Origin of the sequence: Bacteroides sp. 90-K9/2, from assembly GCF_047310725.1 — a bacterium.
Taxonomy (GTDB): Bacteria; Bacteroidota; Bacteroidia; order Bacteroidales; family Bacteroidaceae; genus Bacteroides; species Bacteroides vicugnae.
In genome coordinates this window covers 546,866-559,440 of sequence record NZ_JBCGVL010000001.1, presented here as the reverse complement: position 1 = coordinate 559,440, position 12,575 = coordinate 546,866, and the positions used below count along the sequence as shown (strand labels likewise).

At 41.2% G+C, this 12,575-nt stretch carries 15 protein-coding genes and 1 pseudogene; 13 read left to right on the top strand and 3 right to left on the bottom strand.

From position 1 onward, the window contains the following. Positions 1–22 precede the first annotated feature (22 nt). The 7 genes from AAHJ11_RS02215 to AAHJ11_RS02185 all read left to right on the top strand — a co-directional run bounded on the left by AAHJ11_RS02215 (position 23) and on the right by AAHJ11_RS02185 (position 5,885). Positions 23–739 (top strand): WecB/TagA/CpsF family glycosyltransferase, encoded by a 717-nt coding sequence (locus AAHJ11_RS02215; RefSeq protein ID WP_320982971.1) that lies wholly within the window; start codon positions 23–25, stop codon positions 737–739. Between the two features lie 14 nt (positions 740–753). Then, positions 754–1,656 (top strand): glucose-1-phosphate thymidylyltransferase RfbA, encoded by a 903-nt coding sequence (gene rfbA, locus AAHJ11_RS02210; protein ID WP_217722794.1) that lies wholly within the window; start codon positions 754–756, stop codon positions 1,654–1,656. Continuing rightward, positions 1,653–2,771, top strand: a complete 1,119-nt coding sequence (rfbB, locus tag AAHJ11_RS02205; RefSeq protein ID WP_217722792.1) for a dTDP-glucose 4,6-dehydratase — start codon at positions 1,653–1,655, stop codon at positions 2,769–2,771. The genes rfbA and rfbB overlap by 4 nt, the downstream gene beginning before the upstream one ends. A gap of 8 nt (positions 2,772–2,779) precedes the next feature. Next, positions 2,780–3,352, top strand: coding sequence for a dTDP-4-dehydrorhamnose 3,5-epimerase (gene rfbC, locus AAHJ11_RS02200; RefSeq protein WP_148366330.1), 573 nt, complete (start codon positions 2,780–2,782; stop codon positions 3,350–3,352). 325 nt (positions 3,353–3,677) lie between these two features. Then, a complete protein-coding gene (locus AAHJ11_RS02195) occupies positions 3,678–3,971 on the top strand; it encodes a nucleotidyltransferase family protein (protein WP_148366332.1) in 294 nt (97 codons plus the stop codon). Beyond that, positions 3,955–4,122, top strand: a complete 168-nt coding sequence (locus tag AAHJ11_RS02190) for a DUF86 domain-containing protein (protein WP_148366334.1) — start codon at positions 3,955–3,957, stop codon at positions 4,120–4,122. Before AAHJ11_RS02195 ends, AAHJ11_RS02190 begins: the two co-directional genes overlap by 17 nt. A gap of 209 nt (positions 4,123–4,331) precedes the next feature. Then, entirely contained in the window at positions 4,332–5,885 is a 1,554-nt protein-coding gene (locus tag AAHJ11_RS02185) for an ATP-binding protein (protein ID WP_074559530.1), read from the top strand. A gap of 6 nt (positions 5,886–5,891) precedes the next feature. On the opposite strand, the gene AAHJ11_RS02180 is transcribed toward AAHJ11_RS02185, so the two are convergent. The 3 genes from AAHJ11_RS02180 to AAHJ11_RS02170 are packed head-to-tail and all read right to left on the bottom strand — an operon-like array spanning position 5,892 to position 6,757. Further along, positions 5,892–6,149 carry a hypothetical protein gene (locus AAHJ11_RS02180; RefSeq protein ID WP_004297510.1) on the bottom strand — a complete coding sequence of 86 codons (258 nt, stop codon included), beginning with the start codon at positions 6,147–6,149 and terminating at the stop codon, positions 5,892–5,894. Positions 6,150–6,152: 3 nt separating this feature from the next. Then, entirely contained in the window at positions 6,153–6,515 is a 363-nt protein-coding gene (locus tag AAHJ11_RS02175) for a phage holin family protein (protein WP_004297511.1), read from the bottom strand. Between the two features lie 32 nt (positions 6,516–6,547). Then, a complete protein-coding gene (locus AAHJ11_RS02170; protein ID WP_004297513.1) occupies positions 6,548–6,757 on the bottom strand; it encodes a YtxH domain-containing protein in 210 nt (69 codons plus the stop codon). Positions 6,758–6,957: 200 nt separating this feature from the next. On the opposite strand from AAHJ11_RS02170, the pseudogene AAHJ11_RS02165 reads away from it, so the two are divergent. From AAHJ11_RS02165 to cysD, 6 genes and pseudogenes are all read left to right on the top strand, one after another. Continuing rightward, a pseudogene (locus tag AAHJ11_RS02165) lies at positions 6,958–7,728 on the top strand (SDR family oxidoreductase). Between the two features lie 115 nt (positions 7,729–7,843). Next, a complete protein-coding gene (locus tag AAHJ11_RS02160; RefSeq protein ID WP_004307254.1) occupies positions 7,844–8,338 on the top strand; it encodes an SPOR domain-containing protein in 495 nt (164 codons plus the stop codon). 252 nt (positions 8,339–8,590) lie between these two features. After that, positions 8,591–9,415, top strand: coding sequence for a 3'(2'),5'-bisphosphate nucleotidase CysQ (gene cysQ, locus AAHJ11_RS02155; protein WP_167511825.1), 825 nt, complete (start codon positions 8,591–8,593; stop codon positions 9,413–9,415). Between the two features lie 11 nt (positions 9,416–9,426). After that, positions 9,427–10,980: an SLC13 family permease gene (locus tag AAHJ11_RS02150; RefSeq protein WP_320982970.1), complete on the top strand. Its 1,554-nt coding sequence runs from the start codon at positions 9,427–9,429 to the stop codon at positions 10,978–10,980. Between the two features lie 15 nt (positions 10,981–10,995). Further along, entirely contained in the window at positions 10,996–11,604 is a 609-nt protein-coding gene (gene cysC / locus AAHJ11_RS02145; RefSeq protein ID WP_004297522.1) for an adenylyl-sulfate kinase, read from the top strand. A 7-nt stretch (positions 11,605–11,611) separates the two neighbouring features. Next, the gene (gene cysD, locus AAHJ11_RS02140) at positions 11,612–12,520 is read left to right on the top strand and encodes a sulfate adenylyltransferase subunit CysD (protein ID WP_004297523.1); all 909 of its coding nucleotides are present in this window, start codon (positions 11,612–11,614) and stop codon (positions 12,518–12,520) included. Positions 12,521–12,575: the final 55 nt, after the last annotated feature.

Genomic DNA, 12,575 nt, shown 5'->3' with positions numbered 1-12,575 from the left:
TCCTCTAAATTTTTAATTTAATATGATTAAGTTAAAAGAACTCTCTATTATGGAGAGTATAAATCAACTTAAAGCATTGCCGCAAGGTAAGTTGCTAATAAACACGATTAATGCACACTCGTATAACACTGCTCTGAAGGATCCACTCTTTGCCAAAGCATTAATGAAAGGGGATGTTCTTATTCCTGACGGAGCAAGCATCGTGAAGGTTTGTAAATGGTTAAAGATGCAAAGCCAACCACGGGAACGAATAGCCGGTTGGGATCTTTTTGTTTTTGAAATGAATCGTCTTAACGAGAAAGGCGGGCGATGTATGTTTATGGGTAGTTCAGAGAAAGTGTTGGCATTGATAAAGCAACGAGCAGCAGTAGACTATCCGAACTTGGAAGTGGTGACTTATTCACCTCCTTATAAACCGGAATTTTCACAGGAAGATAATGAGGCTATTGTGGCGGCTATTAATAGGGCAAATCCAGATCTTTTATGGATTGGCATGACGGCTCCCAAACAAGAAAAATGGATTTACAGCAATTGGCAAAAATTGAACATTCATTGTCATGTGGGTACTGTAGGGGCGGTGTTTGACTTTTACGCAGGTACTACCGAACGGGCTCCATTATGGTGGCAACAGCATTCGTTGGAATGGTTTTATCGACTGCTAAAAGAGCCTAAACGAATGTGGCGTAGATACTTGATTGGTAATGTACTGTTCTTATGGAATATTTGTAAAGAGATATAGAATTATGCAATGATATGAAAGGTATTGTTTTAGCTGGTGGTAGCGGTACGCGTTTGTATCCTATTACCAAGGGTATTAGCAAACAGCTGATTCCTATTTTTGATAAACCGATGATTTATTATCCTATTTCGGTTTTGATGTTGGCGGGTATTCGTGAGATATTGATTATCTCTACTCCACATGACTTGCCGGGATTTAAACGTTTGTTAGGTAATGGCAGTGACTATGGTGTGAGGTTTGAGTATGCGGAACAACCGTCACCTGATGGATTGGCGCAGGCTTTTATTATTGGTGAGGATTTTATTGGTAGTGATTCGGTCTGTTTGGTACTAGGTGATAACATCTTTCATGGCAATGGTTTTAGTAGCATGTTGAAGGAGGCGGTGTACATGGCAGAAAAGGAGCAAAAAGCTACCGTGTTTGGTTATTGGGTAAGTGATCCGGAACGCTATGGTGTTGCGGAGTTTGATGACGAGGGTAATTGCCTAAGCATTGAAGAAAAACCTGTACAGCCAAAATCGAATTATGCGGTAGTAGGGCTTTATTTCTATCCTAATAGGGTGGTAGATGTAGCGAAGCACATCAAACCGTCAGCTCGTGGGGAATTGGAGATTACCACTGTGAACCAGCGATTTTTGGAGGATAGTGAGTTGAAAGTACAGACATTGGGACGTGGTTTCGCTTGGTTGGATACGGGTACACACGACTCATTGAGTGAAGCATCGACCTTTATTGAGGTGATTGAAAAACGGCAGGGACTAAAAGTGGCTTGCTTGGAAGGTATAGCTTTTAGACAAGGATGGATTGATGCCGACAAGATGAGTGAGTTGGCCCAACCGATGCTGAAGAACCAATATGGGCAGTATTTGTTGCAGGTGGTAGAGGAAGTGGAACGTACAGGAAAGAGTAACTTATGAGTAAAAGAAATATTATCATTACCGGTGGTGCCGGATTTATAGGCAGCCATGTGGTGCGTTTGTTTGTGAACAAGTATCCTGATTATCATATTATCAATCTGGACAAGTTGACTTATGCGGGAAATATGGCTAACTTAAAAGATGTAGAGAATAAACCAAACTACACTTTTGTGAAAGCGGATATTTGTGACTTTGAGATGATGCTGAAAATTTTCAAACAGTATCATATAGATGGGGTCATTCATTTAGCTGCCGAAAGTCACGTGGATCGTAGTATCAGAGATCCGTTTACTTTTGCTCGTACTAATGTTCTTGGAACTCTCTCTTTATTACAAGCTGCTAGGTTAACTTGGGAGTATCTTCCGGAAGGCTATGAGGGTAAGCGTTTCTATCATATTTCAACAGATGAGGTGTATGGAACATTGGAACTAACGCATCCGGAAGGAAAGTCATCAGAAATATCAGCACACGAAGTATATGGCGATGAGTTTTTCAAAGAGACAACAAAGTATAACCCACACTCACCCTACTCGGCTTCGAAAGCAGGTAGCGACCACTTTGTACGCGCTTTTCATGATACTTATGGTATGCCGACTATTGTGACTAACTGTTCGAACAACTATGGACCTTATCAGTTTCCCGAAAAGCTAATTCCATTGTTTATTAACAATATTCGTCATCGCAAACCGTTACCGGTATATGGTAAGGGAGAGAATGTGCGTGACTGGCTCTATGTGGTAGATCATGCAAGGGCTATAGATGTGATTTTTCATAATGGTAAGATTGCGGATACATATAACATCGGTGGCTTTAACGAGTGGAAGAACATAGACATTATTCATGTGATTATTAAGACTGTGGACCGATTACTGGGTAACCCTGAAGGGCATAGCGAGGGATTGATCACTTATGTAATGGACCGTATGGGACACGACTTACGCTACGCCATTGACTCTACGAAACTGAAGAATGAACTGGGTTGGGAACCTAGTCTGCAGTTTGAAGAGGGGATTGAGAAAACAGTACAGTGGTATCTGGATAATCAGGAGTGGATGGATAATATCACCAGTGGTGCCTATGAGAGCTACTACGAGGATATGTATAAGAATAGATAAGTATCTGTATGGAAGTTATTAAGACAAATATTGAAGGGGTGGTGATTATTGAACCGCGTCTTTTTAAGGATGACAGGGGGTATTTCTTCGAATCGTTTTCACAAAGGGAATTTGATGAAAAGGTACGTCCTATTAAGTTTGTACAGGATAATGAAAGTATGTCCTCGTATGGAGTAATGAGGGGGCTGCATTTTCAAACTATGCCTTACAGCCAAAGTAAGTTGGTACGTTGCGTAAAGGGTGCAGTGCTGGATGTGGCTGTTGATATCCGCAAGGGTTCACCTACCTATGGTCAGCATGTAGCGGTAGAGTTGACAGGGGAAAATCATCGCCAATTCTTTATTCCTCGTGGCTTTGCTCATGGTTTTACAGTATTGAGTGAAATAGCAGTGTTTCAATATAAATGTGATAACTTTTATGCTCCACAGCATGATGGAGGCATCAGCATATTAGATGAATCACTTGGAATTTGTTGGAGAATTCCTACAGGCAAGGCTATCTTAAGTGAGAAGGACACTAAGCATCCACTATTGAAAGATTTTGAATCTCCATTTCTGTATGGAGAGGATTTATATAAATAGCATATAATAATAACGAAATATGTAGGTCCCTAACTTCATGCTACACACATGAATCCCCTACATTCTGCAGGTTGGGAAAAAATACAGCGGTATATTCCTGATCTGTCCCCTCATATTGGCAAATGCTGATATGTATTCTAAATATATCAACTGTCTGTGAAGATCGTTGATATATTACTTTTTAATAGCATGTTTATTGATTAAAGATAATATTCAGATTTCTAGTTTTGTATAATAGAAAGAATTAGAATGTTTTTTATTGATTATCTATTGTGTTTTTGAAAGAAAATGCATTTCTTTGTAGTATAGATCAAAGCAATTTATTATGTTGACTACTGTAGAATATTTATCTTTGCTTCGTGAGTATATGCGAAAGAATGCTGCTAAATATGGTATTTCTCGCATGGGGATATTTGGTTCCGTTGCTCGTGGTGAACAACATGAAGGTAGTGATGTCGATATTTGTGTTGAAATTGATAGACCTTCTATCTTTACTTTAGTTCATATTAAAGAAGAATTGGAAAAACTATTGAAATGTCCAGTTGATGTGGTTCGGTTGCGAAATAATATGGATGAATTATTGAGGGGGTGTATCAATAAAGATGGAATTTATGTGTAAAAGTCAGATAATAGAATCATTGTATCCAGAGATGGATTGGAAAGGTGTAATGGGAATGAGGGATATAGTTGCACACCATTATGATTTAGATGCTGAAATTGTTTATGACGTGATAAAACATGATTTGCCGAAGTTAAAAGATGTGCTATAACAAATCATAGACGATTTGAAAGTATCCAATCAAGCGATTGACTAAATGATTTTTTATTTCAAATTTCTAAAATATGTCCGTACCTTCTGCATCCGAATATAATTCACCCCAAAGTTTCTTCTATCATAGAATTAAAATCATTGCTAGCTTTGTGTTATAGAATGAAAGCAGTATATTTGTATGCACCATAATTAAAAGGTTGTACATGTATGAGCAATAAAATATATCCTATTGGTATCCAGAACTTCGAGAAAATCCGTCAAGACGGTTATTTCTATGTTGATAAAACGGCCTTGATGTATCAGATGGTAAAGACCGGGAGTTATTACTTTTTGAGTCGTCCGCGCCGTTTTGGAAAGAGTCTGCTGATCTCTACCCTGGAAGCATATTTTCAAGGGAAGAAGGAACTATTTGCTGGACTGATGGTGGAGAAGCTCGAAAAAGATTGGATAGAACATCCAATTTTGCATCTCGACCTTAATATTGAGAAGTATGATGTTCCGGAGAGTCTGGATAATATTCTGGATAAATCGTTGACCGCTTGGGAAAAACTTTATGGTGCCGAACCATCGGAACGTTCGTTCTCTCTACGCTTTGCCGGTATTATAGAGCGCGCTTATGAAAAGACCGGACAACGGGTAGTTATTCTGGTGGATGAATATGACAAGCCGATGTTGCAGGCAATTGGCAATGAGGACTTACAGAAGCAATTCCGGGATACATTGAAGCCTTTTTACGGCGCTTTGAAGACGATGGACGGTTGTATCAAGTTCGCGTTGCTGACCGGGGTGACAAAATTTGGCAAGGTAAGCGTATTCAGTGACTTGAATAACTTGAAGGATATTTCAATGGATGAGCGCTTTGTGGATATTTGCGGTATTACGGAGAAAGAAATACATGACAATCTGGAGGAGGAATTGCATCAGTTGGCAGAAAAGCAGAAGATGAGTTATGAGCAGGTGTGTGCAGAATTGAAAGAATGTTATGATGGCTATCACTTTGTGGAACATACTATAGGAATCTATAACCCTTTCAGTCTGTTGAACACGTTTGATAAGATGAAGTTCGGCAGCTACTGGTTTGAGACGGGGACACCCACTTATCTGGTGAACTTGTTGAAGAAGCATCACTATGATTTGGAACGGATGGCTCATGAGGAAACAGATGAACAGGTGTTGAACAGTATCGACTCGGAATCTAGTAATCCCATTCCGGTGATTTACCAGAGCGGATATCTCACCATTAAGGGGTATGACGAACGTTTTGGTATATATCGTTTAGGTTTTCCGAATCGTGAAGTGGAAGAGGGGTTTGTTCGTTTCCTGCTTCCTTATTATGCGAACGTGAATAAGGTGGAGTCTCCGTTTGAAATTCAGAAGTTTGTCCGTGAAGTTGAATCTGGTGATTATAACTCTTTCTTCCGTCGTTTGCAAAGTTTCTTTGCAGATACAGGCTATGACGTGATTCGCGAGCAGGAGTTGCATTACGAAAATGTGCTTTTTATCGTTTTCAAACTCGTAGGCTTTTATACTAAAGTGGAATATCATACAAGCGAAGGACGCATCGACCTTGTTTTGCAGACGGACAAATTTATATATGTCATGGAATTTAAACTGAATGGCACGGCAGAAGAAGCCTTGAAGCAGATTAATGAAAAACATTATTCACTTCCTTTTGAAGCGGATAATCGTAAGCTTTTTAAAGTAGGTGTGAACTTTAGTTCGCAAACAAGAAATATAGAAAAATGGATAGTGGAAGAGTAGCTCTTTTTATCTCAAATTCCTAAAATACGCCCGTATCTTCCGCATAATCTTGATTCCCATCACTACGCCATCAAATACAGCCATACCGGTATTGAACGAACGCATGAGTGCATCCGCCTTGTTGGTTGCCGGAGCAAGTGGGGCAAATATTTCGCGTGTAGTAGCTGTCATGGCTTTTTTTTGAGCATGGATCTCATTTAAAAGCTTCTTTTTACGTTCGGCAATCTCTTCTAATGTAAATTTCTGCGGGGTCTGCGCATTCATAATTTATTTATTTGAATCGGTTAAAAATAAATTAGCGAGGAAGTTCACCATTGGAGAAATGATGAGCTGCTTGCGGAAAATAATAACCAGGGCGATGAGAACAACATTGATGCCTGCTATGATGGCGAAACTCGACATCAGACCGCCCACCAAAGGCTCCAATATATAAGCAAGAGCAAAAAGCAGATAAAACAGGGCAACCATGCCAAGGATAATAAGTACTAATATCATAATTAACGTGGAAAAAAGTATGGTTAACTTCTCCGTCAATTCTAATTTGGTATATTCTTTTTGAAGCTCCAGATATTTCTTGAACTCGAAAAACAACTGCTGAAAATTCTCAATACTTTTATCGTCTGCAAACATGGTCGCTCTGTTTTTAGTCTTTGGTTACTCACTTATTCTGCTATTTCTCCCTTCATCTCGGCAGCGATCTCGTCAACGAGAGTTTCCATTTCACTGCGGTTAAGCTTGATTCCTTTTTTACGAAGAATCTCTGCGATTTTATGACGGGTATCTTCTCCCTTTTCAGGAGCAAATAAAATACCAAGGGCTGCACCTACGGCTGCACCACCCAAAAAAGCTGCTAAAACATTCAATCCTTTCATAATGTATAATGTTTAAAATGATTATGATACAACAAATATAACATTTTTATCGAAAGGTTGTTCGTGAAAACTGAAAAAAAGTGCCTCGTTTTATAATTCTTTTTTTCTTTTATGGTTTAATCTTATTTAACTGACTTTCGTAGCTATCCTTTGAAGGTTAAGGCGTACTTTTGCTTTCGAATATTGTAAATCAAAACATAATGGAAGCTAAGATTGTTTTTATAACCGGTGCCAGTAGCGGAATTGGTGAAGGTTGTGCCCGTAAATTTGCGAAGGAGGGATGGAACCTGATTCTGAATGCCCGTACCGTATCGAAACTGGAAGAACTGAAAGCTGAACTGGAAGGGGGGTATGGTGTCCGGGTTTATTTATTGCCTTTTGATGTGCGTGACCGGAAATTGGCTGCCGCCTCTTTGGAATCATTGCCCGAATAATGGAAGGCGATTGATGTGTTGGTGAACAACGCCGGACTGGTGATCGGTGTGGATAAGGAATTCGAGGGTAGCCTGGATGAATGGGATATCATGATCGATACGAATATAAGAGGACTGCTGGCTATGACGCGTTTGGTGGTGCCCGGTATGGTGGAACGCGGACGCGGACATATTATTAATATAGGATCTATTGCGGGGGATGCCGCTTATCCGGGTGGAAGTGTGTATTGCGCAACGAAAGCTGCCGTGAAAGCTCTTTCGGACGGGCTCCGGATCGATCTGGTGGACACTCCGTTGAGAGTGACGAATATAAAACCGGGAATGGTGGAGACAAACTTTACAGTGGTGCGTTATCGGGGAGATAAGGAGGCTGCCGATAATTTTTATAAAGGGATTCGTCCGTTGACGGGAGATGATATTGCAGAAACTGTTTATTTTGCCGCGTCGGCTCCTGCACATATTCAGATTGCGGAGGTACTTTTGATGCCTACTTATCAGGCTACAGGCACTATTTCGTATAAGAAGAAGCCGGAATAGACGTTTTTTTGATGGATTTCTTTGCCGGATGATAAAATTTCTATTATTTTGTTGCCCGAAACTAAATATAATAGACGAGAATATTGAATTATTAATTAAAACAGAGTATAGGATTATGAAAAAATTAGTCGTATTAGGAATGGGAGTATGCTTGGTGCTGGCATTTGCATCTTGTAAATCCAGCGAAAGTGCCTATAAGAAAGCTTACGAAAAAGCAAAACAGCAAGAATTGGCAGAACCGCAGGTGGAAGCTCCGGTAGAGGTTACTCCGGTGGTTGCAGCTCCTGTGACAACTACTAAAGTGGCAGATACATCCGGCGTTCGTCAGGAAAAGGTTACAGTGGTTTCCGGTAACGAAGGATTGAAAGATTATAGCGTTGTGGCAGGTAGCTTTGGGGTGAAAGCGAATGCTGAAGGCCTGAAAGATTGGTTGGACGGACAGGGATATCACTCTACGATTGCATTTAATGCTGATAAGGCAATGTATCGTGTGATTGTGAACTCTTTTGCTGACAAGGCTGCTGCTGCTGAAGCTCGCGATGCATTCAAGGCTAAATATCCGAACCGTTCGGATTTTCAGGGTGCTTGGTTGCTGTATCGTGTATATTGATTTCTTTTTGGTAATATATATTGGAAAGAACGAACGTTTTTTTCCGAATAAGAAGGCGGTAACTGGGAAGTTACTGCTTTTTTATTGAAAATGAGTGGCTTTTTCGTTTAGATATTTTTATCTTTCTACTAAAAGAAGTTATAAATGATAGTGGGGAAACTTTTATAGCAAAGAAAGTTTTTACTTTTGTCAACTCTTAATTTGGAGGATGTATTGCCTGAATGTGAATAGGGCATTAATTTTAGAGATTGAATGGAACAAAAATATGTTATGGCTGCTATTGATGCGGCTCTAAAAGCGGGTGAAAAGATTCTTTCTATTTATAATGATCCGGCATCGGACTTTGAGATAGAGAGGAAGGCTGACAACTCTCCGTTAACTATAGCAGACAGAAAAGCGCATGAAGCGATTGTGGCTATTCTGAACGATACTCCTTTTCCTGTTCTTAGTGAAGAAGGGAAGCATTTAGGGTATGAGATCCGTCGAGGATGGGATACTTTATGGATTGTAGATCCGCTGGATGGAACGAAGGAGTTTATTAAGCGCAATGGAGAGTTTACGGTAAATATCGCTTTGGTGCAGAACGCTGTACCTGTGTTCGGTGTTATTTATGTGCCTGTTAAAAAAGAACTTTATTTCGGGATCGAAGGTGCAGGGGCTTATAAATGTTCCGGTATTGTCAGTCTGGAAGATGACGGCGTGGCATTGGAACAGCTGATTGGGAAGTCGGAACAGATACCTTTGAAGGAGGTGCACGATCATTTGATCGTGGTTGCTTCCCGTTCGCACCTGTCGCCTGAAACTGAATCATATATTGCAGATTTGAAGAAGAAACACGGCAGTGTGGAGTTGATTTCGAGCGGAAGTTCTATTAAAATCTGTCTGGTTGCTGAAGGTAAGGCTGATGTATATCCGCGTTTCGCTCCGACGATGGAGTGGGATACGGCTGCCGGGCATGCGATAGCCCGTGCTGCAGGGATGGAAGTATATCAGGCTGGAGAGGAAGAACCTCTACGATATAATAAGGAGGATTTATTGAATCCGTGGTTTATCGTTGAGCCAAAAAGAGAACACTAAATAATGTTTATATGACATTTGAAATTGTATTTGTACTATTATCCCTATTAGGAATGGTAGCGGCTTTGGTAGCAGATAAGATGCGTCCGGGCATGATACTTTTTTCGGTAGTGGTTTTGTTTCTGTGTGCCGGCATCCTGACTCCTAAAGAGATGCTGGAAGGGTTTAGTAATAAAGGGATGATTACCGTTGCTCTGCTGTTTCTGGTGAGTGAGGGGATTCGCCAGTCGGGCACATTGGGACAAGTGATTAAAAAGTTGCTTCCGCAAGGAAAGACGACCGTATTTAAGGCACAGTTGCGTATCTTACCTTCGGTGGCATTTATTTCCGCCTTTCTGAATAATACGCCTGTGGTGGTTATTTTTGCACCGATTATCAAACATTGGGCTAAGTCGGTGAATCTCCCGGCTACGAAGTTTCTGATTCCTCTTTCTTATGTGACTATTTTGGGAGGTATCTGTACCTTGATCGGTACTTCTACCAATCTGGTGGTGCATGGAATGATATTGGAGGCCGGATTTGAAGGCTTTTCGATGTTCGAACTCGGAAAGGTGGGCATTTTTATCGCTATTGCCGGAATCGTTTATATATTTCTTTTCTCCAAACGTCTTTTGCCGGATGCACGTCCGGATACGGCTGTGCCGGATGAGGAAGTAGAGGAAGGGGAGAAGTTACATCGGGTAGAGGCTGTTTTGGGGGCCCGTTTTCCCGGTATCAATAAGAAACTGAAGGATTTTAATTTCCAGCGTCATTACGGTGCGGAGGTAAAAGAGATTAAAACACGTAACGGACAGCGTTTTGTGTCGAATCTGGAGGCTGTGGTGCTTCACGAAGGAGATACATTGGTTGTGATGGCTGATGATACGTTTATCCCGACATGGGGGGAATCTTCTGTATTTGTCTTGTTGACGAACGGGAATGAGCCGGATACTACCGGGAAGAAGAAGCGTTGGTTTGCTTTGCTGTTGCTGGTTCTGATGATTGTCGGCGCAACGGTGGGTGAGCTTCCGGTAACTAAGGAGATGTTTCCGGATATCAAGCTGGATATGTTTTTCTTTGTGTCTATTACTACTATTATTATGGCATGGACGAATCTGTTCCCTGCCCGTAAATATACTAAATATATTTCGTGGGATATTCTGATTACTATTGCTTGTGCTTTTGCCATCAGTAAGGCGATGGTGAACTCCGGTGTGGCGGATAGCGTTGCGAAGTTTATTATCGGGTTGAGCGATGATTATGGCCCGCATGTGTTGCTCGCAATGTTGTTTATCATTACGAATTTGTTTACGGAACTGATAACGAATAATGCAGCTGCTGCCTTGGCTTTCCCGTTGGCATTGTCGATTGCTGCCCAATTGGGAGTTAGTCCTACCCCTTTCTTTGTGGTGATCTGTATGGCTGCATCTGCCAGCTTCTCGACACCGATTGGTTATCAGACTAATTTGATTGTGCAAGGTATCGGTAACTATAAGTTTACGGATTTTGTACGTATCGGATTGCCGCTTAATATCATCACTTTCTTAATCTCTATTATTCTGATCCCGTTGATCTGGAACTTTTAATAAATAAATTTGTAAATGGAAGAAAAGAATCATATATATCCGATATTTGACCGCATGATGACGCGGCAGGACAAAGAAGAGCTTTTGGGGCAACACAGTGTGATGATCTGGTTTACCGGATTAAGCGGTTCCGGAAAGAGCACGATTGCCATTGCATTGGAACGTGAACTTCATAAGCGCGGATTGCTTTGCCGTATCTTGGATGGGGATAATATCCGTAGTGGAATTAATAATAACCTGGGATTCTCCGAAACGGACCGGGTGGAAAATATCCGTCGCATAGCGGAAGTGTCGAAGTTGTTTCTGGATAGCGGTATCATTACGATTGCTGCATTTATTAGCCCTAATAATGATATTCGCGAAATGGCTGCAAACATTATTGGTAAGGATGATTTTCTGGAGGTTTTCGTTAGTACTCCGCTGGAGGAATGTGAGAAACGTGATGTGAAAGGGTTGTATGCGAAGGCACGGAAAGGGGAAATTCAGAATTTTACAGGAATCTCCGCACCTTTCGAGGTTCCCGAACATCCGGCTTTGTCACTGGATACTTCCAAATTGACTTTGGAGGAGTCGGTGAACCGTTTGTTGGAGCTTGTTTTGCCAAAAGTGAAGTGTATAAAATGAAATAAATATGGAAGAATATAAATTAAGCCACTTGAAGGAGCTCGAAGCCGAGTCTATTCATATTATCCGCGAGGTGGCGGCGGAATTTGAGAATCCGGTGATGCTTTACAGTATCGGAAAGGATTCCTCGGTGATGGTACGCTTGGCTGAAAAAGCGTTTTATCCGGGTAAAGTGCCATTCCCGTTGATGCATATCGATTCGAAATGGAAGTTCAAGGAGATGATTCAGTTTCGTGATGAATATGCGAAGAAGTATGGATGGAATCTGATCGTTGAAAGTAATATGGAGGCTTTTCATGCAGGGGTAGGACCTTTTACGCATGGAAGTAAGGTGCATACGGACTTGATGAAGACACAGGCTTTGCTTCATGCGCTGGATAAGTATAAGTTTGATGCTGCATTTGGTGGTGCACGTCGTGACGAGGAGAAGTCACGTGCGAAGGAACGTATTTTCTCTTTCCGGGATAAGTTTCACCAATGGGACCCGAAAAATCAGCGTCCTGAATTGTGGGATATTTATAATGCCCGCGTGCATAAGGGGGAAAGTATCCGTGTATTCCCGATTAGCAACTGGACTGAGTTGGATATTTGGCAGTATATCCGTTTGGAGAATATTCCGATCGTTCCGCTATATTATGCTAAGGAGCGTCCGGTGATTAATTTGGATGGTAATATTATTATGGCGGATGATGACCGTTTGCCTGAAAAGTACCGTGACCAGATTGAAATGAAGATGGTTCGTTTTCGTACATTGGGCTGCTGGCCTCTGACAGGGGCGGTGGAAAGTGGAGCTGCTACGATTGAAGAGATTGTGGAGGAAATGATGACTACAACGAAGAGTGAACGTACTACCCGTGTGATTGACTTTGACCAGGAGGGTAGCATGGAACAAAAGAAACGTGAAGGATACTTTTAGGAAATTGAGAATTGAGAATTAAAAATTAAAAAATAATAGTGTGTAGTTTTTAATT